Annotated in this window: 16 protein-coding genes and 1 pseudogene; 11 read left to right on the top strand and 6 right to left on the bottom strand. The window is 71.6% G+C overall.

Annotated elements, in window-relative coordinates; translation table 11 throughout:
• Positions 1-48: 48 nt before the first annotated feature.
• Positions 49-540 carry a RidA family protein gene (locus tag ACIBZJ_RS05900; protein ID WP_395925936.1) on the bottom strand — a complete coding sequence of 164 codons (492 nt, stop codon included), beginning with the start codon at positions 538-540 and terminating at the stop codon, positions 49-51.
• A gap of 151 nt (positions 541-691) precedes the next feature.
• Here ACIBZJ_RS05900 and ACIBZJ_RS05895 point away from each other — a divergent pair, with 151 nt between their 5' ends.
• The 4 genes from ACIBZJ_RS05895 to ACIBZJ_RS05880 all read left to right on the top strand — a co-directional run bounded on the left by ACIBZJ_RS05895 (position 692) and on the right by ACIBZJ_RS05880 (position 4,638).
• Entirely contained in the window at positions 692-1,783 is a 1,092-nt protein-coding gene (locus tag ACIBZJ_RS05895; protein ID WP_395925934.1) for an extracellular solute-binding protein, read from the top strand.
• Positions 1,784-1,847: 64 nt separating this feature from the next.
• Positions 1,848-2,735 carry an ABC transporter permease gene (locus tag ACIBZJ_RS05890; RefSeq protein WP_395925932.1) on the top strand — a complete coding sequence of 296 codons (888 nt, stop codon included), beginning with the start codon at positions 1,848-1,850 and terminating at the stop codon, positions 2,733-2,735.
• Positions 2,736-2,737: 2 nt separating this feature from the next.
• Positions 2,738-3,586 carry an ABC transporter permease gene (locus ACIBZJ_RS05885; RefSeq protein WP_395925930.1) on the top strand — a complete coding sequence of 283 codons (849 nt, stop codon included), beginning with the start codon at positions 2,738-2,740 and terminating at the stop codon, positions 3,584-3,586.
• A complete protein-coding gene (locus ACIBZJ_RS05880; protein WP_395925928.1) occupies positions 3,583-4,638 on the top strand; it encodes an ABC transporter ATP-binding protein in 1,056 nt (351 codons plus the stop codon). The genes ACIBZJ_RS05885 and ACIBZJ_RS05880 overlap by 4 nt, the downstream gene beginning before the upstream one ends.
• Positions 4,639-4,645: 7 nt before the next feature.
• Here the strand turns inward: ACIBZJ_RS05880 and ACIBZJ_RS05875 are convergent, their stop codons facing one another.
• Entirely contained in the window at positions 4,646-6,055 is a 1,410-nt protein-coding gene (locus tag ACIBZJ_RS05875; protein WP_395925926.1) for an MFS transporter, read from the bottom strand.
• A 103-nt stretch (positions 6,056-6,158) separates the two neighbouring features.
• On the opposite strand from ACIBZJ_RS05875, the gene solA reads away from it, so the two are divergent.
• Both solA and ACIBZJ_RS05865 read left to right on the top strand, forming a co-directional pair.
• Positions 6,159-8,105, top strand: coding sequence for an N-methyl-L-tryptophan oxidase (gene solA / locus ACIBZJ_RS05870; RefSeq protein WP_395926042.1), 1,947 nt, complete (start codon positions 6,159-6,161; stop codon positions 8,103-8,105).
• On the top strand, positions 8,102-9,595 hold the full coding sequence (locus ACIBZJ_RS05865; protein WP_395925924.1) for a GMC family oxidoreductase: 1,494 nt from the start codon (positions 8,102-8,104) through the stop codon (positions 9,593-9,595). The genes solA and ACIBZJ_RS05865 overlap by 4 nt, the downstream gene beginning before the upstream one ends.
• Here ACIBZJ_RS05865 and ACIBZJ_RS05860 read toward each other — a convergent pair.
• Both ACIBZJ_RS05860 and ACIBZJ_RS05855 read right to left on the bottom strand, forming a co-directional pair.
• On the bottom strand, positions 9,575-11,749 hold the full coding sequence (locus ACIBZJ_RS05860; protein WP_395925922.1) for a N,N-dimethylformamidase beta subunit family domain-containing protein: 2,175 nt from the start codon (positions 11,747-11,749) through the stop codon (positions 9,575-9,577). The two genes, ACIBZJ_RS05865 and ACIBZJ_RS05860, sit on opposite strands and share 21 nt — an antisense overlap.
• Positions 11,746-12,078 carry a hypothetical protein gene (locus ACIBZJ_RS05855; RefSeq protein WP_395925920.1) on the bottom strand — a complete coding sequence of 111 codons (333 nt, stop codon included), beginning with the start codon at positions 12,076-12,078 and terminating at the stop codon, positions 11,746-11,748. The genes ACIBZJ_RS05860 and ACIBZJ_RS05855 overlap by 4 nt, the downstream gene beginning before the upstream one ends.
• A 74-nt stretch (positions 12,079-12,152) precedes the next feature.
• Between ACIBZJ_RS05855 and ACIBZJ_RS05850 the strand changes: the two genes are divergently transcribed.
• The 5 genes and pseudogenes from ACIBZJ_RS05850 to ACIBZJ_RS05830 all read left to right on the top strand — a co-directional run.
• Entirely contained in the window at positions 12,153-13,172 is a 1,020-nt protein-coding gene (locus ACIBZJ_RS05850) for a phosphotriesterase (RefSeq protein ID WP_395925918.1), read from the top strand.
• Positions 13,169-13,759 (top strand): cysteine hydrolase family protein, encoded by a 591-nt coding sequence (locus ACIBZJ_RS05845; RefSeq protein WP_395925916.1) that lies wholly within the window; start codon positions 13,169-13,171, stop codon positions 13,757-13,759. Before ACIBZJ_RS05850 ends, ACIBZJ_RS05845 begins: the two co-directional genes overlap by 4 nt.
• Complete coding sequence (locus ACIBZJ_RS05840; RefSeq protein WP_395925914.1) at positions 13,756-15,099, top strand: amidohydrolase; 1,344 nt, start codon at positions 13,756-13,758, stop codon at positions 15,097-15,099. Before ACIBZJ_RS05845 ends, ACIBZJ_RS05840 begins: the two co-directional genes overlap by 4 nt.
• On the top strand, positions 15,096-17,009 hold the full coding sequence (locus ACIBZJ_RS05835) for a primary-amine oxidase (RefSeq protein ID WP_395925912.1): 1,914 nt from the start codon (positions 15,096-15,098) through the stop codon (positions 17,007-17,009). Before ACIBZJ_RS05840 ends, ACIBZJ_RS05835 begins: the two co-directional genes overlap by 4 nt.
• 103 nt (positions 17,010-17,112) lie before the next feature.
• Positions 17,113-17,478: pseudogene (locus tag ACIBZJ_RS05830) on the top strand (hypothetical protein); the annotation flags it as partial.
• Positions 17,479-17,696: 218 nt separating this feature from the next.
• Here ACIBZJ_RS05830 and ACIBZJ_RS05825 read toward each other — a convergent pair.
• Positions 17,697-18,878, bottom strand: a complete 1,182-nt coding sequence (locus ACIBZJ_RS05825) for a M24 family metallopeptidase (RefSeq protein WP_395925910.1) — start codon at positions 18,876-18,878, stop codon at positions 17,697-17,699.
• Entirely contained in the window at positions 18,878-20,347 is a 1,470-nt protein-coding gene (locus ACIBZJ_RS05820) for a gamma-glutamyltransferase (protein WP_395925908.1), read from the bottom strand. The genes ACIBZJ_RS05825 and ACIBZJ_RS05820 overlap by 1 nt, the downstream gene beginning before the upstream one ends.
• Positions 20,348-20,642: the final 295 nt, after the last annotated feature.

Genomic DNA, 20,642 nt, shown 5'->3' with positions numbered 1-20,642 from the left:
TGGATCCAGGGTAGCTAAAAGAGGATACCTACTCAGCGTCTCGTCGGGCTAGGACACTTCGAGTTCCGTCCAGAGCTCGAAGCAGTTGCGCCGTGACAGGGCGGCCACTCCGATCGACGCGCGCCCGCCCGCACCGGCCTCGGGGCCGAAGACGTCGATGAAGAGGTCCGATGCGCCGTTGGACACCAGATGGAGATCGTCGAAGTCGTCGGTGGTCCGCAGGAAGCACAGGTTGCGCCCGATCGCGAACACCCGGTCCAGGCTCCCCACGGCCAGCCGGACGAGGCCGAGCGCGTTGATCGCCGTCATCCGCGCAGCCGCGTAGCCCTGCTCGACGGTCAGGTCGTCGCCGAAGCGCCCGGGGTGCAAGCGGTTACCCGCGCGGTCCTCCGGGGTCACCCCGCTGAGCATGAGCATGCTTCCGCTGCGGTGGAACGGTTTCACGTTCCCGTAACGCCCTCCATAGGGCGGTTGGGCATAGTCCGGGATGTGGAGGCCCAGGTCGCGGACTCGATCTTCAGGTGACGTCTTTGTGCTCATTTGTAGCTCCCATCGAAGGAATAACACGCTGGAATCACTGGCGAAACCTACCGGGATCCAGTAACCATACGATTGGATCCACTCTTAGACACCGCCGGGCCGTCCTGCAATTCGCGCATCGCCCGTCATCCTCCGGAGAGGTCTTGCCCCCATGAGACTCGCCCCCGCCTCCTCCCTGTCCCGCAGACAGTTGCTCGTCGCGGCTACCGCGGCCGCCTCCGCTCTCGCGCTGGCCGCCTGCGGCTCTTCCTCGTCCTCCACCGCGTCGTCGTCGGATTCCGGGCTGTCCGGGACCGTCGTCTGGGCCGACTACGGCGGCCCGACCCACAAGAGCCGGGACAAGGTCTTCCTGACGCCGTTCCAGAAGGAGACCGGCGTCAAGGTCACCAGCACGACCATCGCCGACGCCGTCCTCGCCCGGATGCTCAGCGGCGGCACCGGGGACTACGACGTCGTCCAGGCGGGCGTCTACGACATCTACAACCACAAGGACGACCTGGTGGCGCTGCCGTCGGGCACGGGGACCAACGACGTGCTGCCCGCCGACATCCGGCAGTACGCGCTGGGCACGTTCGGGGTCGGACAGGCGCAGGGCTACCTGCCCGCGACCTTCCCCGATGGCGGTCCGCAGTCCTGGGCCGACTTCTGGGATTTCACGAAGTTCCCCGGCAAGCGGGCGATCCCGGGTGTGCCGGCGTCGTTCGACTACATGTTCGAGGCCGCGCTGCTGGCCGACGGCGTCGCGCCGGACAAGCTGTACCCGATGGACCTCACCCGGGCGGTGAAGAAGCTCGACCAGCTCAAGGGCCATGTGGTCTTCTACACCGAGTACCCGCAGGTGCAGCAGCTGCTCGCCTCGAAGAGCGCCTCGATCGCCTTCAGCCCGACCGGCCAGTACGCCGGGCTGCGGGCAGCCGGCACCGACGTGTCGGTCACCTGGAACCAGGCGCTGCTGGCCTGGAACGTCTTCGTCATCCCGAAGGGGGCGAAGAACCAGAAGAACGCGATCGCGCTGGCGAAGGACTTCACCGACCCGAAGAAGCAGGCGGCGTTCGCCGAGCTGACCAACTACGCGCCGGGCAACCAGGACGCGCTGCAGTACGTCCCGGAGAAGACCATGGCCAACCTGCCGACCGCCGAGGCCAACCAGGGCAAGGTCATCGACGTCGACGACGTGGCTCGCGCCAAGCAGTACGACGACTGCCTGAAGGCCTACGGCGACTGGCTCGCCGCCGCCAAGTGACGGACGGTCCGGGGGTGGGAGCGCGCGTTCCCGCCCCGGACCGGTGAGGAAGGGTGACGTGCCCGTGGCAACGATTCTCACGCCGGATCCGGCTACGGTCCGGTCCCCGCGCCGGCGGCTCCCGGCCTCGCTCGACCGGAGCGAGGTCCGCTGGCTGCTCTGGCCGCCGCTGGCGTTCTTCGCCGTCGCGCTGGGCATTCCGCTCGCCGAGCTCGTCGTCCAGGCGCTGCGCGGTGACAGCACGGGGGGCAACGCGTTCGTCGCCGCGTTCGAGGCGGACCTGTTCGTCGCCGCGCTCGGCCGCACCGCGCTGCTCGCGCTGATCGTCACCGTGCTGGTGGTGGTGGTCGGCACCCTGTACGCGGTGGGCGTCGCGGTGGCCCCGTCCTGGCTCCGGGCGCTGCTGGTCGTCGCCCTGCTGCTCTCACTCTGGACGTCGGTGCTGGTGCGGACCTTCGGCTGGCAGCTGCTGGAGATTCCGCAGGGCGGCCTCTACTGGGCGCTGCACGGCCTGGGCCTCACCGACGAACCCGTGACGCTCTACCAGACGACGCTCGGCATGTACCCGGCGATGATCAGCGTGATGCTGCCGTTCGCGGTGCTGCCGGTGCTGGCCTCGGTGAACAGCCTCGACTCGGACCAGCTCAACGCCGCGACGATCTTCGGCGCCGGGCCGCTGCTCACGCTGCGCACCGTGATCCTGCCGCACCTGGCGGCCGGGATCTCCACGGCCGGCGTACTGGTGTTCGTGCTCTCGCTGGGGTTCTACGTCACGCCGGTGCTGCTCGGCGGCCCGGCCAACCAGACCGTCTCGGGTGTCATCAACCTGCAGCTGGCGCAGGCCGACGAACCCGCCGTCGGGGCGGCGATGAGCCTCCTGCTGGTCGCCGCGACGCTGGTGATCTACCTGACCGCGGACCGGCTGTTCCGGGTCAGCGAGAAGTGGGGCTAGGGATGAAGAGTCCGCTCGCCGGAGTGCTCGGCGGATCCCGGTTCGTCGCGCTCGGGGTGGCCGTCGTCGTGGCGCTGGCCTTGCTGCTGGTGCCGTTCGCGGTCGTGATCGCCACCTCGTTCAGCGACAACGCGTTTGCGCTCTTCCCGCCGGAGGGCTTCACGTTCGACTGGTACCGGACGGTGCTGACCAGCCCCGACTGGGGCCAGGCGGCCTGGCTGTCGATCTGGATCTCCGCGCTGGCGACGCTGATCGCCACCGTGTTCGGCCTGGGCGGCGCGCTGGCCTTGGCGCGTCTGCGCCGTCGTGGCCTGGCCCGGGTCGTGCGGACGCTGTTCATCGCGCCGATCGCGCTGCCGCCGGTCGCGTACGCGGTCGGCCTCTACGGGATCAACCTGGACGTGCCGGTGCTCTACGGGACCTTCACCCCCCTGGTGCTCGGCGAGGCCGTGCTGGCGCTGCCGTACGTGTTCGTCGTCGTCTCCGGTGCCGTCGGCCGGTTGGACCCGGCGCTGCGGCAGGCCGCGGCCACGATGGGCGCACCGTGGCCGATGGTGCTGCTGCGGGTCGAGCTCCCGCTCATCGCCGGCAGCGTTTTCGCCGGTGCGCTGTTCGCGTTCGTCACCGCGTTCGACGACGTGGTGCTCGCGGTCTTCGTGGCGCCGCTGGGCTCCACCACGCTGCCGCTGCTGATGCTCAACCAGTCGCAGGAGTCGGTCACCCCGGAGCTGACCGCCGCCTCGACTCTGGTTTCCCTCGCAGCGCTGCTGGTGCTCGGCGTCGGCAACCTGTTCACCCGCCGGAGGTCGGCCCCGGCTTCCCGTCCCGCCCCCGTGGAGGCCACCGCATGACCGTCTCGCTGACGATGTCCGACGTTCGGGTGACGCTCGGGCACAACCCGGTGCTCAAGGGGATCTCCCTCGACGTCGCCGAAGGCGAGTTCGTCACGCTGCTCGGCGCCAGCGGCAGCGGCAAGTCGACGCTGCTCAACGTCGTGGCGGGACTGCAGCCGATGGACTCCGGTGAGCTGCGTTTCGGCGGCGACGACGTCCGGGACACACCACCGCGCAAGCGCAACGTCGGCGTCGTCTTCCAGTCGTACGCGCTGTTCCCGCACATGACCGTGGGGGACAACGTCGGCTTCCCGCTGCGCGCCGCGAAGCGGCCGGCGGCCGAGCGCCGCCGGGTGGCCGCCGAGATGCTGGACCTGGTGCAGCTGACCGGGATGGCCGACCGCTCGCCCGCGTCTCTCTCCGGCGGACAGCGGCAGCGGGTGGCGCTGGCGCGGGCGCTGGCGGCGAATCCGGCGGTGCTGCTGCTCGACGAACCGATGGCCGCCCTCGACAAACAGCTCCGCGAGCGGATGCAGGTCGAGATCAAGCGGATCCAGCAGGAGGTCGGCATCACCACGATCGCCGTGACGCACGACCAGACCGAGGCGCTCACGATGTCCGATCGCGTCGCGATCATGCACGAGGGCTGCCTGGTGCAGGTGGACTCGCCGAAGGACCTCTACCGGCGGCCGGTGAACGCCTACGTCGCAACCTTCCTCGGTGAGGCGAATCTGCTGCCGATCGCCGGTTCCGGGCTCAAGCCCGCGGCATCGGCCCACGCGACGACCGGTACCGCGGTCATCCGTCCGGAAGACCTGGTGCTGGTGGACGCCGACACCCCCGACAACGGCTGGGTGGTCGAGGGCGTCACCCGGATGGTCAGCTACCAGGGCACCCGGTACCGGCTCGAGCTGGAGACCCCGGACGGTGCCCGGGTCGTCGCGTCGCTACCGGCGAGCTGGGACGCCGACGACCTGGTGCCGGGCCGTAAGGCGCGACTGGGCTGCCTCGACGCGTCCCGCGTCCACGTGATCGGGGTGGAGGCCGCGGTCGCGCCACTGACCGTCTGACCGGCGCTCATCGCCGGCGTGTGGTGAGCACGATCCCCGCCAGTTGCAGTGCGGCGGTCGCGAGGAACGCGGCCGCCGTGCCCGACCACGCGCTCAGCGCCCCACCGTAGAGGGTGCCCGCGCCGACACCGGCCCCGGTCAGCGCGCCGAAGATGCCCAGGCCGGTGGCCCGCCGCCGGGGGTCGAGCCGGTCGTCGGCGAGCAGGGTCAGCGCGGGGTAGAGCGGCGCGAAGGCCAGCCCCAGGACGACCGCGGACAGCGCGGCGACCCGGAAGTCCTGCGCCAGCGCGAGTCCGACCAGGGCGATGGCCAGCAGGATCAGGGAGGAGATGGCAGTGCGCGCGGGACCGAGACGGTCGGTGACCGACCCCAGCAGGAACCGGACGGCGATCACGCTGGCGGCGAAGACCGTGAGCACGGTGGTGGCTCCGGTCGGGCCGCCGACCGGTAGCCCGGCGTCGCGCAGGTGCACGATGCCGAAGGTCAGAATGACGCCCTCCGACGACCAGGCGAGTGCCGCCACCGTGCCGGGGAGCAGCACCGCCCGTGCCGCCGCGATCCACTGGCCACTCTCCGCGTGCGGCGCCACGCCGGGCAGTTCCGGTTCCGGTAACGGCCTGGCAAGCACGATGGAGGCCAGCACCAAGGCCGCCGCCACGATCCAGAGCCCCGCGTACCCGGTCCGGTCGATGACCACCTGGCCCAACTGGGGGCCCGCACCCAGTCCGATCCAGACGCTGACGCCGAACCGCGCCAGCGCCCGGCCCCGCTGCGCGGCCGGGACGATGCCGATCACCCAGGCGGCCATCACGGTGCCCGCGGCGGAGCTCAGGATGCCGAACAGCGTCCGGCTGGCCAGCGCTCCGCCGAATCCGCCGCTGACCAGCATGAGCAGGATTCCGGCCACGCCGATGACGCCGGCGCCGAGCCAGGTGCAGAAGTATCCGCTCCGGTCGGCGAGCCGCCCGACGAGGGGCTGGGCCGCCAGGCCGACGAGCGGGGCGACACCGACCAGTACGCCACTGGCGAGCGCGTCGAGGTGCAGCACGTCGTCGGCGTACAGGGGCAGCAACGTCGTCAGTGCTCCGTTGGCCAGTGACGCGCAGGTGGACGCGGCCACGATGAGCCAGAGCGAGACGGCTACGGACGGATGCTTCATCTGGGATCCAAAATGATAAAGTATGTATCCAATGCATGATCGCACACGCGCGGGGAGTGGATGCCTGATGAGTCGCCACCGGCATCTGAACGCCGCCGGCGCGGCGCTGCCCACCCCGGCAGTGCTGGCCGCGGTCACCGACCAGCTCCAGCTGGAGGCCGAGATCGGCGGGTACGCCGCCGCGGTCCTGCGCCAGCCGCAGACCGACGCCGTGTACGCGAGCGTCGCCCGCCTGCTCGGCGCGGAGTCCGACGACATCGCGCTGGTCGAGAGCGCGACCGTGGCCTGGCAGCGGCTGCTCGACGCCCTGCGGCTTCCGGCGGGTGCACGAGTGATCGCCGCCCGCTCGACCTACGTCAGCATGGCGCTGAGCCTGCTGGAGCTCGAACGTGACCGGCGGATCAGGGTCGAGGTGCTGCCGTGCGACGCCTCCGGCGGGGTGGACTTGGACGCGCTCGCGGAAGCGCTGCGCCGTCCGGCCGCGTTCGTCACCGCGTCGCACGTCCCGACGTCGTCGGGGCTGATCGAACCGGTCGCGCGGATCGGTGCGCTGTCCGCCGCCGCCGGTGTGCCGTTCATCCTGGACGCGACCCAATCGGTCGGGCAGTTACCGGTGACGGCTGCGCTCACCGGCGCCGACGCGATCTTCGGGACCGGCCGCAAGTTCCTCCGCGGCCCCCGCGGCACCGGCTTCCTCTACGTGTCGCCGCGGTTGCGCGCCGGGCTCCGGCCGCTCAATCCGGACGTCCGCGGCGCGGAGTGGACCGGCCAGGACACCTTCGACTTGAGCGACACCGCCCGTCGATTCGAGACCTGGGAGGCGTCGCACGCGCTGCGGCTCGGGCTGGGCGTCGCGCTCGACCAGCTGCGCGAGGCCGGACCGGACGTCGTCTCCGCGCGGATCGGCGGCCTCGCCGGCGACCTGCGGGCGCGGCTCACCGCGCTGCCCGGCGTGGTGCCGGCCGACCCCCCGGCGGCCGCCGGCAGCGGAATCGTGACGTTCGTCGTCGAGGGCGAAGACCCGCGCGAGACCGTGGCCCGGCTGGCCCAGGCCCGGATCCACGTCCTGGCCGTCCCCGCCGCGCACGGGCAGTGGGACCTCGGCCGCCGCGGCTTGGAGCGGGTGGTCCGCGCATCGGTGCACGTCTACAACGACACGACCGATTTAGATGCCGTGGAGGACGTGATCCGCAGGCCACGCCCGGCGCCGGCGACGAGCCGCCGGGCGGACGTCGTCGTCATCGGCGCCGGTGTGCACGGACGTTCGACCGCCTGGGAGCTGGCCCGGCGCGGACTGCGTGTCGTGCAGGTCGAGCAGTTCGCCGAGGGGCACCAGGAGGGTTCCTCCCACGGGGCGACCCGGATGATCCGCCGCGCCTACCCGAACCCGATCTGGGACCCGTTCGTCGACACCGCCTACAAGGCCTGGGACGCGCTCGCGGACGCGGCGGGGGAGTCGCTGCTCACCACGGTCGGCGGCCTGTACTCCCGCCCGGCGGGCACCGAGGGTGGCCTGCGCGGCCCCGGGTGCCGCCTGGTCGGCCCGGACGAGGCCGCCGAGCTGTTCCCCGGGCTGCGGGTGCCGGAGGGGAGCACGTCCCTCTACGACCCGGCCGCCGGGATCTTGCGCGCCGACGCCGCGATGCGCGCACTGCGCCGGCTGGGGCTGGTGGCCGGAGTCGAGGTGATCGAGTCGGCCCGGGTGCGGGGGTGGACCGAATCGGGTGACGGTGTGCATGTCGAAACCTCGGCCGGGACGATCTCGGCCGGACGGGTCGTGGTCTGCGCCGGCCCGTGGAACGGCGCCCTGCTGCCGGAGTTCGCGCCGGTACTGAACGTCCTCCGGATCGTCAACGCGTACTTCTCCTCGTCGGCCTCGGATCGCGTCACCGCTCCCGAGCTGGGGGTCTTCTCGTTCCAGACCGACGACGAGCGCCTGCTCTACGGCTTTCCGGCGTTCGAGGGCCGGGGCGTGAAGATCGGTCTCGACGACGGGCCGCCCGATCCGCTGACCGGGACTCCACCGCCGTCGGCCGCCGAGCTCGCGACGCTGGAGCGGTACGTCCGCCGCTACGTACCGGCCGCCGACGGGCCGGTCGAGTCATCGCTGACCTGCCGGTACACGATGGCACCGCGGAACCGGTTCGCGATCGGCGCGGTACCGGGCCGTCCGGCCACGTTCGTCGCGGCCGCCTGCTCCGGGCACGGATTCAAGTTCGGGCCCGCGATCGGGGCGGCGCTGGCCGACCTGGTCGAGGGCGTCGATCGCCCCGATCTGGACTTCCTCGCACCGGAGAACCTGCTGTGAACCTTCCCCTCGAAGCGGAGTACGTGATCGTCGGCGGGGGCACCGCGGGCAATGTGGTGGCCGCGCGGCTGGCCGAGGCCGGCAGGGACGTGCTGGTCCTGGAGGCCGGCCCGGACTTCGGCCCGTTCGGCTCCGACGCCTGGCCGGCCGACCTCCTGGACGCAACCCGGCTGGGCCACTCGAACGACTGGGGTTACGACTCCGGCGACACGCTGCCGGTGCGGGTCGGCTTCGAGCGGGCCCGGGCGATCGGCGGCTGCTCGGACTTCAACGGCACCACCCAGACCTGGGGCCACCGGCGCGACTACGACGGCTGGGGTGCGGCCGGCTGGACCACCGACGAGTTGCTCCCGCTGTTCGAGGAAGCCACCCGTCGCATGCGGGTGAAGCGCTACCGGGCCGCCGAGCTGACCCCGTGGCAGCACGCCTGGTACGACGCCGGCGTCGACCGCGGGCTGCCGCAGCTGGAAACCCTGAACAACCTCGACGAGACGGTCGGCTTCGCGCCCGAGGACAACAACATCGTCGACGGCATCCGCTGGAACACCGCGTTCGCCTACCTCGACCCGGTGCGATCCCGGCCGAACCTGCGGATCGTCGGCGACGCGCACGTGGCCAGGGTGCTCGTCGAGAACGGCCGGGCCGAGGGCGTGGAGGTGCTGTTCCAGGGTGGGGTGCACACCGTCCGGGCGGGCACGGTCGTGGTGGCCGGTGGCGCGTTCAACTCACCGCAGATGCTCCAGCGCTCCGGCATCGGCCCGGTCGTGCTGCTGCGGTCGCTCGGCATTCCGGTCGTCGTGCCGCTGCCCGGCGTCGGCGAGAATTTGCACGACCAGCCGTTCGCGCTGATGAGCTGGGCGGGTAGCGACCGGATGACGGCGGAGATGACGCGGGCCCGGCGGGCCGGCTGGGCGCCGGACGAGCAGGCCATGGCCAAGGCGTCGTCCAGCTTCGACCCGGACGTCTTCGACCTGCACTTCCTGCCGTACAGCCCGAGCCACCGCGGCGACGCGAAGCGGTGGAGTTGCGGGGCGAGCGCGCTGCAGCCGGAGTCGAGGGGGTACGTCCGGATCCTGAGCACCGACCCGGAGGCCAAGCCGCTGATCGACCACCGGTTCCTGAGCGACCCGGAGGGCCGGGACGCGAAGGTGCTCGCCGAGGGCATGCAGCAGCTCCGCGAGATCGCCGCGGTGCCGCGGATGGCCGCGCTGGTGGGTGCGGAGATCCATCCCGGCCCGGCCGCGCCGACCCGTGACGACCTGGTCGTGCACGTGGTGGCCAACCCGGACAACTACTGGCACCCGGTGGGCACCTGCGCGATGGGCCCGGCGTCCGACCCGGCGGCGGTGGTCGACCACCGCGGTCAGGTGCACGGCGTCGCGGGGCTGTATGTCGCGGACGCCTCGATCATGCCGCGCGTCCCCCGAGCGACCACCGCGATGCCGGTGGTCGTCATCGGGGAACGAGTGTCACGGTTCCTGATCGAGTAGCGGGGCGCCGGAGACGAACCGGTCGAACACGGTGCCCAGAAGCGTCGAGATCTCGCTGGTGTAGTCGTCGTTCACCAGCGCTCCGGCGAACGCGATGGATCCCACGGAGAACACGCCTCCGCCGTTCTCCCGGGGTACCAGGACCAGGTCGGAGTGCACCTTGGGGTTACGGGCCCCGCCGAGTACCCGGCTGGTCATGTTGAAGTTCTCCCGCGCCTCCAGGATGTCGTCGGTGTGCCCGACCGAGGTGGCCAGCGTGAACGTCGTCTCCGGAGTGCCGTGCAGCGGGTTGACCGCGTCGATCTCCAGTCCGGCGGCACCGCCGGACGTGCCGTAGGACCCGAAGTCGGCGGTCTCCACGCCGGCGAAGATCCAGGCGGCGGGGGAGTCGGCGGGCAGCAGCCGGTGGTACCCGGCGGAGCCGCTGGTCTTGCCCGCCGCGACGAACCCGACGCCGAACGTCTTCTGCGGTGGGCGCCCGCGGAACCGCCAGATGCCGCCCTGCCGCCCGGTGACGCTCAGGTGGTACTCGCCCGGCGGGGCCAGCCAGGCCTGGGTGGCGCCCCAGCGCCGGATCTCGATGACCTGTTCGTCCTCGGGGTCGAAACCGGTCACCCAGTACATGCCGTTGCCGCCCAGGTACATCAGCCGGCCGCCCTCGCCGACGTAGGTCTCGTAGGCCTCCAGCATCTCCTGCGACGGGTACTCCGGGTGGGTGCCGGTGAGCACCGTCCGGTACCGCCGGAGCAGGTCCGGCCCCTCCCGGTGCAGGTCCAGGTCGGTGACGACGTCGACCGTGCGCCCGGTGGCCTGCAGCCAGTCGATCAGCTGGAGGTCACCGGTGAACTGCCAGACCGGGCCGTCGTGGTTGTAGACGGTCGCGCGCAGGGTCAGGATCGGCCGCCGCCAGCTGGAGAAGCAGACGCCGTGCCCGTCGGAGTGCGACTCGTACATCGACAGGCCCAGCTCGCGATGCGCGTCGCGGTAGAGCCACCACGGGTCGAGCACCTGAACGGCCTGGTCCCAGACCTGGGTGCGGGGGCTGTCGACGCCCACGTGGTCGTTGGCGTAGGCCAGGTAGGAGTTGGTCGGCAGCACCAGCACCGCGTCGGCGGTCGTCGTCCCGGCGGGCGGGCGCACGATCAGTGGCACCCGGTCTTCCAGCCCGTCGGAGTCGACGAGCCGGACCGCATAGACGCCGCTGGGAAGCGTGTCCGGGAGTGCGATCGTGGTTTGCGACTCCCAGCCGCAGTCGGTCATGTCCGTGCGGTGGAAGTGGATCGCCGCGTACTCGTCCGGTGCGTAGCGGAAGTCCATCGTGTCGCCGGCCCAGGTCGAGCCGGTCACCGCCCGGGTCGGGTGGTTGACGGCCCGCCCGTGGCGGCCGTTCGCCTCCTCGACGTGGCTCGGCCGCGCGAAACCCGCACGGCCGATACCGTGGGCGAGGTCCCAGCGCAGCGTCCCCAGCGTGGGGTTCTCGATCTTGCCGTCGAAGCAGTCACGTGGGAAGCGACCGTCGGCCAGGTACCCGGCGCCCCAGAGGATCGGGCTGTCGGTGGCCCGGACCGGTTCGCCGGTCAGTGTCGTGCGTGCCGGGGCCGGCGCGACCACCCCGGTGACCACCCGGTTGTTCTCGAATGTTCCCGCCGGGGTGACGGTCAGTTCGGCGACGCCGCCGGACACGGTGGCCCGGACGGCGTACCAGCAGCCGGCCGTGAGGGGGACGTCCGTGGTCGCGGTGGCTTTTCCCCCGCTGGTGGCTACGGTCAGCACGGCGTGACCGGCCTCGTCCAGGCCGAACGTCCAGCCCTGGTCGCCGGCCTCGTTGCGCTGCCCGAAGACGGTCTGGGCGGTGCCGCCGGGTGCCGTCGGCAGGAACGTCAGCGTGAGAGCCACGTCCGCGGTGTCGGACGGGTCCGGCGGCACGAGGACGTACGAGCCGATCGGGCTGGGCTGGTCGAGGCCGGGCCGGGTGACGGGCGCGACGGCCGTCACCGGCTCCTCCCGGCGCGCGACGCCCGCGCTGGGGATCTCCAGCGCGTAGAGCCGGACCAGATCGGCGGTCCACTCCGCCCCGGTCGCGCTGACGAACAGGTCGACGACGTCGCCGGGTTCGGCGGAGACGACGCCGGTGTAACCCATCAGACCGTTCATCGAGCCACTCCGTAGTCGCGCAGACGGTGCAGGAAGATCGCATGCTCGGCGGCGCCGCGGTCGGGCAGTACCTCGCGCGGTGCGAGAGACACCGGGGGATCGCCGGGGGTGTCCGCGCGGACGGCGACCTCGTAGCCGTCGGCGGTATCCAGCACGATGTAGCGGGGTAGGTCGGGATCGGGGCTGCGCCGGAGGAAGTCCAGCACCTCGGTCAGGTCCGGCGATTGCCGGCCGAACGGATCGGCGCGCTGCTCGGCGATGACGTCGGCGGTGATCAGCGGCGCGACGCGGTGTTCGAGGATGTAGCGGTCGTTCTCGGAGAGCGTCATGCGCCTCGCCTCTGTCGCCATTTAGGGATCCATGCGATCCTATAGTGGATCCAATTTTGCGGAAGGTGGGTGTGGTGATCGAAACCGTCCTCGGCCCCCTCTCAGCGGCCGGCCTGGGCGTGACCTCGATGCACGACCACGTACTGGCCGACTCCTCCCGTCTGCACCGGCCGGGTCGGGGGCCGGCGCCGGCCGGCGACAAGGTCACCGTCGAGATGCTCGGACACCTGCGCTGGAATCAGCTGGCGCTCGCCGACAACCTGCGCCTCGACGATCCGGAGCTGGCCGTCGAGGAGCTGTCGCTGGCCGTCGCCGCCGGGCAGCGTGCGGTGGTCGACGCAACGTCCTGGGGTCTGGGGCCCTCCCATGCGGCGCTACCGGAGATCGCGCGCCGCTCCGGCATGACGATCGTGTGCTCCTACGGCACCTACCTCCCGCGGACGCTGCCGTCCCCGATCGCCGCACTGGGGGAGGCCGAGCTGGAGGACGACTTCTACCTCGCGCTGACCGACGCCGTACCGGGCACCGGTTATCGCGCCGGGCTGCTCGGCATCATGGGCACCACCGGCGACGTCACCGCCGAGGAGCGTATGCGGCTCCGGGCCGGCGCGCGGGCCGCAGCCCGCGCGGGTGCGGCCCTGACCGTCCGCCTCGACCAGCACGCCCGCCCCGGCCTCGACGTGCTCGCGCTCTGCACGGCCTGCGACCTGCCGCCGGACCGGGTCGTGTTCACCAACGCCGACGAATATCTGGACGCCGGGTACTGGGCGGAGCTGACCGCGGCCGGCGCCGTCCTGGAGATGTGCTTCGGCACCGAGGCCGGACAGAAGGGCCGCGTCGAGAACCCGTCCGACCAGCAGCGGCTGGCGTTCTTCCGGGACTTCCTGGCCGACCACCCGCAGGCCCGGTTCGTGCTCGGCGGCTCCACCTGGACCAAGGCGCAGCTGCGCCACTACGGCGGCTACGGCTACGAGCACCTGCTCGGGCGGATCGTGCCGGAACTGCTCGACGACGGCGTCTCCGAGAGCCGCGTCGCAGCAATGCTCGTCGAGGAGCCGCGCCGGCTGCTCGACCGCGGAGAGAGGGCAGTATGAACGTCGTAGGAAACGCGGTCCTGATCGTCGTCGACATCCAGGGCGGTTCGGTGCCGGCCGAGGCCTCGCAGAGCGAGATCCCGGAGATGGGCGGCAGGCAGGAGCGCGCGCCCCGGGTCCGCGACCTGATCGCGGCCTGCCGGGAGAACGACGTGCCGGTCGTGTTCATCCAAGAGGTCCACAAGCCCTCACTCGTCGACATCGGGCGCGAGCTGGACGGCGCCGAGGGCCCGCACTGCGTCGAGGGCTGGCCGGAGACCGAACTGGCCGGATGGCTGGAGCCGCGCCCGGAGGAGTTCGTGATCCGGAAGCGGCGGTACTCCGCCTTCTTCGGCACCGAGCTCGAGATCGTGCTCAAGGCGTACAAGGCGGAGACGGTGCTGCTGGTCGGTGGGCTCACCGACGTCTGCATCCACTACACGGCGGTCGACGCCCACCAACACGATTACCACGTCAAAGTGCTCACCGACTGCGTCGGCGGCTCCAGCGAGAAGGCCCACCTGGCCGCGCTCGACGCCGTGCGGTACCTCCAGCGCGACGCCCTGGTGCGGGCCTCCGACGTGCACGCCTGGCTGGCGGCGCGGTGATCGTCGTCGTAGCCGGAAACCTGCGCACGATGGACCCCGAGCGACCGCTCGCCGAGGCGATGGCACTGCACGGCGACCGCATCGTCGCGGTCGGAGACCGGGAGACCGTGCTCGCCTCCTGCCCGGCCGGGACGCCGGTCCACGACGTCGGGACCGCCACGGTGCTCCCCGGGCTCATCGACGCCCACCTCCACCTGGTCCGCGGCGGGGTGAAACTGCTGCAGGAGATGGGTGACGCCGAGCACCCGCTGGCCGACTTCCTGGCGACGATGGACGCCACCGGGCTCGCCGACGACCCGGACGGTGTTCCGGTGACGACGGCCGATCGACTGGCCGGGCTGCGCCGGATCCAGCCGCTCCTGCACGAACTGGGGCTGACCGGCGTGATCGACCCGGCGGCCACCGACGAGGAAGTGGCCGCCTACCAGGCCGCCTGGGAGGCCGGGGAGCTCACGATCCGGGTCGTCGCGATGCCGTATCCAGACGTCGACGCGGGCGTCGACGCCGCGATCGAGCGCTTGCGGGGCATCGGCGTGCGCACCGGTTTCGGCGACGACGTCCTGCGCCTCGGCGGCATCAAGGTCTACTTCGACGGCGAGGGCATGAAGTCGCAGGCCCTGCGCTCGACGCCGTGGCCGGACACCGGCTCGTGCGGCTACCAGCGGATTCCGTCGGAGGAGTTCGCGCGGCTGGCCGGCTTCTGCGCGGAGAACGGATGGTCGATCGGGGTTCACGCGGTTGGCGACGCGGCCGTGACGGCGGTGGTGGCCGCGTTCGAAGCGGCCGACGCAACGGCGTCGATCGCCGGTAGGCAGTGGCAGATCATCCACGGGTACCTGGAGACGCCGGTCGAAGCCATGCGCACAGCGGCCCGGCTCGGCGTCGTCGCGAGCCTGCAGCCCTCGATCGCGCTGCGTAACGCCGCCGGGCTGGTCGGGAAGCTGGGGGAGTCCGCGCACACGCTCAACCCGATGCGGAGCTGGCTGGACGCGGGCGCGCGGGTCGCGCTCGGCTCGGACGGCCCGTTCTTCCCGTTCGACCCGCGCGAACTGATCCACTCCGCGGTCACCCGCCGGATGCGCGGGTTCGACGCGCCGCTGGCGCCCGGGGAGGCGATCACGATGGAGGAAGCCCTCCGCGGCTACACGTCCGCCGCGGCCGCCGCGTCGTTCGCCGGTGACCGCCGCGGCATGCTCCGGGCCGGCTGTCTGGCCGACTGGACCGTTTTCGACATCGACCCGGTCGCTGCCGGGCCCGAGGCGTTCCGGAACGCACGCACACTCCAGACCGCTGTCGGTGGCCGAGTGGTCTTCCCCATCCCTGCGAGGAGATTCGTATGAGCCGCTCCGCCCACTGGTCCGACCCGCTGACGGAGAAAGAGATCGCCGGTGTCGTAGCGTTGCTCCGCACCGATCCCCGCCTCGGTGCGCGGCCCCGGTTCTGGGGCATCGCGGTCGAAGAGTCGCTCGCCCGGAACCTGGCGCCCGGTGAAGGCCGGCCGGTCCGGCTGGTCGTGATGAACCCGGACGAGCACGCGGCCTGGGAAGTGACGGGGTGGACCGCAGGCACCGATCGGGACGCGTCGATCGGCTCGTGGAGCACCGTCGACGCCCGGCGTCCGGGCGTCTCCAGCGAAGAGGCGCGGTTGATCGCCCAGGCGTGCCGCGAGGACCCCGCGTTCCAGGCCGCGCTGGCGAAGCGCGGCATCACCGATCCGTCGCTGGTGTGGGTGGACCCCGAGTCGATCACCGGTTTCGAGCCCGAAGACCTGGCCGACCGCCGGCTGTCCTGGGGAACCGTTTGGCACCGCGAGACCGCTGACGACAACGGGTACGCCCGCCCGGTGGCCGGGCTGGTGCCGATCCTCGACCTCGAAAGCTTGGAAGTCCTGCGGATCGAGGACCACGGGGTACTGCCGATGGCCTCCGAGCACGGCAACTACCGCTCCGGATCGTGGGGCCCCGATCGCGAGGTCTCCGGGCTGGAGATCAGCCAGCCCGACGGCGTCGGGTTCGAGATCCAGGGCAGCCTGGTCACCTGGCAGAACTGGTCGTTCCGGGTCGGGTTCACGCACCGGGAGGGGCTGGTCCTGCACGAGGTGAACTACCACGACGGCGACCAGGTCCGGCCGGTACTCAAGCGGGCCTCGGTCAACGAGATGTACGTGCCCTACCTCGACAGTGACCCGACGGCCTACCGCAAGAACTTCTTCGACTGGGGCGAGTACGGAGCCGGGCCGCTCACGGCCTCCCTCGAACTGGGCTGCGACTGCCTCGGCGAGATCCGCTACCTCGACGCCGCCGTGCTCAACGGCCACGGTGAGGCCAGGACGATCAGCAATGCGATCTGCCTGCACGAGGAGGACCACTCGATCCTCTGGAAGCACGTCAACACCCGCACGGGCGAGGCCGACGTCCGCCGCAGCCGACGGCTCGTCGTGTCGTTCTTCGCGACGGTGGCGAACTACGACTACGGGTTCTACTGGAACTTCTACCAGGACGGGATGGTCGACCTCGAGATCAAGCTGACCGGGATCCTGTCGGTCTCCGGGATCGCGGACGACACCGTTCCGGCGTACGGCCGCCTGGTCAGCCCCAACGTCCAGGCACCCAACCACCAGCACTACTTCGGCCTCCGCCTCGACACCGGGATCGACGGGCCGCTCAACCGGCTGTCGGAGATCCACGCGGAGGTCGAGGAGGACGAGGAGCTCAACCCCTGGGGCAACGCCTGCAAGATGGTCCGCACCCCGATCCGCACCGAGGCCGACGCGGCGCGCCGGACCGACCCGGCCCGGGCCGTGCACTGGCTGGTGGAGAGCACGACCCGCACCAACCGGTTCGGCGACGCCACCGGGTACCGGCTGACGCTGCCGAACACGACCCGTCTCTTCGCGCGTCCCGGCAGCGTGGTCGAGCGCAAGGCCCCGTTCGTTTCCCGGCACCTGTGGGCCTCGGCGTACGACTCGCAGGAACGCTTCATCGCCGGCGAGTACCCGAACCAGGCGCCGCTGGGGGAGGACGGCGTGCACGTCTGGCAGCGGGCCGACCGGTCTCTGGACGGAGCGGAGTTGGTGCTCTGGCCGGTCGTCGGTGTGCACCACGACCCGCGTCCGGAGGAGTGGCCGATCATGGCCGCACACCGCATCGGGATGCGGCTGGAACCCGACGGGTTCTTCGACCGGAGCCCGGCCCTGGACCTGCCCGCACCGAGGAAGCACGCCGCCACCGGCGACTCCTGCTGCCACTGAGAGGGTTCGATGAGCGTCGTCGAGTGCGATCCGGGACGCACGCCCCGACGTTTCCCGCCGGGCTACACCAGGTCGAGCTGCTGACCGGTGAGGGGTCGATCCCGAACGGATCGTCGTCGGCCACACCGACACCGTGAAGGAGATCCGCTACCACCGGGACCTGCTCGATCGCGGCGTCTGGATCCAGTACGACTGCATGACGGCCTGCAAGAGCGGCGGCCGGCTGGTGCCGTGGGAGCTCGACCGGCGCGTGCAGTACCTCAAGCAACTGGTGGACGAGGGGCACCACCGCCGGATCCTGCTGTCCCCGGACGTCAGCCAGCGGTCGCATCAGGCCGCGCTCGGAGACCCGGGCCTCACGTTCGTGCTGGAGGAGTTCCGCGCCGCGGCCGTGCGGGCGGGCATCGGCGAGGACGTTCTGCATGAGATGGTCGTCGACAACCCGCGGCGGGCGATGTTCGGGCAGTAGCCGACGCCGACCGGCGAGCTCCCCCGTCAGGGGTTCCGGGTTTCCGCCAGGTCGATCAGGCCGAGCAGGTTGATCGCCGTCTTCCGGGCGGCCGCGTATCCCTGCGCGACGGTGAGATCGGCTCCGAGACGTCCCGGACGGAGCGGGCCCGAGCGGTGGCCTCTGGATGGCTGGGCACGGAGTCTCTTTTCGCGTCTCGGGGCGCCGTGGAGCGGGGATCAGGTCGTCGGGACGACTACCATCGTGCGGGGTAGCGCGGAGAGCACTTCCGCCCCCGTCGCGGTCATCACGACGGTGTCGATCGGCGCCAGTTCCCAGCCCTCGGCCCGGTCGACCAGCACGGTCTCGAAATTGGACACCCATCCCTCCCGGAGCGCTACGTCGGTCGGGCCGTCGTTGTGCAGGTAGGCGTGGCCACCCCAGCTCGGGGGAAAGCAGGCCCCCAGCGAATACCCCCCGGCCCACCAGATGTTCTCGGCGGGCACCTCGCTGCGGAGCGTGACTTCGGCGGCGTGCATCGCGGGCGCGGGGTCGGCGTCGGGCCGGGCGTCGTTCAGAAATGTCTGTAGCGCGCGCCCGGAAGCCGCCAGCCAGGCGGCCGGCCGGGGTCGTTCCCGGCCGAGGCTGAAGACCCGGGCCAGGTTGGCGTGGTACCGGTCGACGACGCCGGACAGGTCCAGAGAAATCAGGTCCCCCTCCTGAAGCCTGCGGCCGGACGGGAAATTGTGGACGTCACGCCAGGCGGTGGGGCCGGAGGACACCAGTGGGTTCTGGGCCGCCACCTCGCCGCCCTGCTCCGCCAGGAAGGAGGTGGCCAGCGCGGACACCTCGAGCTCGGTCATGCCGGGCCGGATGGCCGACTGCAGGCGGAGCATCGCGGCGTCCGCTATCCGGGCCGCCGCGCGCACCCGATCGAGCTCGGCAGGTGACTTGTAGAGGCGGACGTCGTCGACGATCCAGTCTCCGGACTCCACCCGCAGGCCGGCCGATCGGAGCGCGTCGGCCAGCTCGTTGACCACCTGCGGCGACGGTGTCGGAGACGACCACTCGAGCGCGACGACGTCACCGGCTCCGCGAGCGGCGAGGAACCCGGAGATCACGGCGGCGGATTCGCCGTACTCGTAGTAGGCCGCCTCGTCGGCGAGTGTGCTGTGCTCGACGTGATCGGCGTGCCGGACCCAATCGAAGAAGACCGTGTGCTCGGAGTCCGCCCGGAGCGCCAGCGCCACCGGCAACCGGGGCGGGTACCACGACGCGGCGTAGTCGCACAGGTAGTACAGGTTCGACGGACTGGTCACCAGCAGCAGGTCGATGTCCCGGCGGGACATCTCCGCCCGCACGCGGTGGCGTCGTCCGGCATATTCGGCGCCCGCGAACGTCAGCGCTGTGGGTGCCGGCATCACCGACTCCTGGTGAGGGTGTCGCCGAGGCCATCGGCGCGCGGGTCAGCCGCAGCGTCGACCACGCCGTTGCGTAACCGGGCCACCTGCACGTGTCCCGCGTCGTCGTGGCGCCCGGCCGCCGTTTCGACGGCGAACCCGAGTGCTGCGGCCGTAGCCCCGAGCCCGTGGATGCCCGGCTCGAGCAGGAGCGTGTCGACGGTGCGGCCGAGGTCGCGGGAGCCGATCACCCAGCGGGGCCGCGCCAGCACGGACGCCAGGTCGCCGGTGTCGACGACGTCCTCGGCTACCTGGGCCAGGATCCAGGCCTGTGATCGGCCGCCCTGGCAGCCCAGGGCGACGACCGTGTCCTCCGTGATGGCCAGCGCCGGGCAGAGCGTGTGGGGCGGCCGGACTCCGGGCTGCAGCCGGCCGGGGTGCCCGGGCCGGAGGCTGAACGCCGCGCCGCGGTTGTGCAGCACCAGGCCGGTGCCGGGCTCCAGCAGGCCGGACCCGAAGCTCTGGAAGACGCTCTGGATCAGCGTCACCGCGGTGCCGTCGGTGTCCACGGCGGTGACCGCCACCGTGTCGCCGCGGGGCTTGGGGGAAGGGTCTTCCCGGCCTGCTGGTACCGGCGACCGCAGCAGGAGACCGTCGACGTCGACCGGTCCTCCTCGCGGGTCCCCCAGCAGGGCGTCCCGAGCCAACTGAGCGCGGTGGGCGTCGGTGAGCAGGTCGTCGGAGCCCAGTAACGCCAGCAGCGTCGCACCCTGGGCCGGCGGTGGGGCGGCATGCCAGGTGACGCCGCCGACCGTCGTCGAGAGCGGCTCGACCACCTCGGCACGGTGGGCCGCCAGATCCGCGGCCTCCAGCGGACTGCCCAGGCGGGAGAGCCCGGCCAGGAGCCGTTCGGCGAGCCGGCCGCGGTAGAACGACGTCCAGTCATCCGCGATCGTGCTCAACGTCCGGGCGAGTGCGGGCTGGCGGAGCACGTCCACCGGCTCACCCGCCGTGTCGATCAGCAGTGCGGCCAGGCCGGGGTCGGCGCGGACGGCGTCCAGCCGATTCCGGGTCGCCCTCCGGAGGCCTTCACTGGCCCGAACGCCCTCGGCGGCCAGCGCGATAGCGGGCGCCAGCAGGTCGGCCAGCGGTAATCGGGCGCCGAGCGTCGCGAGCCCGGCCCAACCCGCGACCGCGCCCGGCACCGTGACGGTCAGGGGCCCGGCGAACGGCATCCGTTCGTGGCGCGCGAGCGTGGCGACGTCGATACCGGTGGCGGCCGCGCCGATCGACAGCACCGCCCGTGTCCCGCCGTCGGCGGGCCGGAACAGCGCCACCAGGTCACCGCCGGCGGAACATTGGTGCGGGTAGGCCACCGCGAGCGCGGCCGCGCCGGCCACCGCCGCGTCGACGGCGCCACCTCCGGCGGCCACAACCGTCCGGGCGGCGTCGAGGGCGGCGGGATGCGGGGCGGCCAGCGCGACGGTCATACTGGCACTGTACCTAGGGGATACAGATATCCAAGGATTGGATCCGAAGTTGCGAAGTGAGCTCAGGTGGCCGCAGCTCTCGGTGCAACTCGGTGAGGCCACGCTGGGCCCTGGAGGCCAGGGCGGCGCGGATCGCCGGACCGGAGACCGTGCCTCAGGCGTCCAGGTTTCCGTCACGGGTGGTCAGGTCGAGGACCATGTCGCGGTCCCGGGCGAGTGGACTGTCGACTCCGGATCGCTCCCGCAATTGGGTGCAGGACGCGCTACTGGCCCACGAGGCCGGCCTCACCTGACG

This window comes from Cryptosporangium sp. NPDC051539, assembly GCF_044454545.1.
Lineage (GTDB): Bacteria > Actinomycetota > Actinomycetes > Mycobacteriales > Cryptosporangiaceae > Cryptosporangium.
The sequence above is the reverse complement of the archived record's forward strand: the minus strand, read 5'-3'. Positions and strand labels throughout refer to the sequence as shown.

Bases quoted from the DNA above. Each gene is read 5' to 3' on its own strand.
- ACIBZJ_RS05835 (WP_395925912.1), top strand. From the start codon at position 15,096: ATGAGCCGCTCCGCCCACTGGTCCGACCCGCTGACGGAGAAAGAGATC.
- ACIBZJ_RS05900 (WP_395925936.1), bottom strand. From the start codon at position 540: ATGAGCACAAAGACGTCACCTGAAGATCGAGTCCGCGACCTGGGCCTC.
- ACIBZJ_RS05875 (WP_395925926.1), bottom strand. From the start codon at position 6,055: ATGTCGTCGGACTCCGCGCCGAGCAGGCGGGCGACGCTCGCGTACACG.
- ACIBZJ_RS05895 (WP_395925934.1), top strand. From the start codon at position 692: ATGAGACTCGCCCCCGCCTCCTCCCTGTCCCGCAGACAGTTGCTCGTC.
- ACIBZJ_RS05855 (WP_395925920.1), bottom strand. From the start codon at position 12,078: ATGACGCTCTCCGAGAACGACCGCTACATCCTCGAACACCGCGTCGCG.
- ACIBZJ_RS05820 (WP_395925908.1), bottom strand. From the start codon at position 20,347: ATGACCGTCGCGCTGGCCGCCCCGCATCCCGCCGCCCTCGACGCCGCC.
- ACIBZJ_RS05825 (WP_395925910.1), bottom strand. From the start codon at position 18,878: ATGCCGGCACCCACAGCGCTGACGTTCGCGGGCGCCGAATATGCCGGA.
- ACIBZJ_RS05880 (WP_395925928.1), top strand. From the start codon at position 3,583: ATGACCGTCTCGCTGACGATGTCCGACGTTCGGGTGACGCTCGGGCAC.
- ACIBZJ_RS05845 (WP_395925916.1), top strand. From the start codon at position 13,169: ATGAACGTCGTAGGAAACGCGGTCCTGATCGTCGTCGACATCCAGGGC.
- ACIBZJ_RS05860 (WP_395925922.1), bottom strand. From the start codon at position 11,749: ATGAACGGTCTGATGGGTTACACCGGCGTCGTCTCCGCCGAACCCGGC.
- solA (WP_395926042.1), top strand. From the start codon at position 6,159: ATGGCGCTGAGCCTGCTGGAGCTCGAACGTGACCGGCGGATCAGGGTC.
- ACIBZJ_RS05885 (WP_395925930.1), top strand. From the start codon at position 2,738: ATGAAGAGTCCGCTCGCCGGAGTGCTCGGCGGATCCCGGTTCGTCGCG.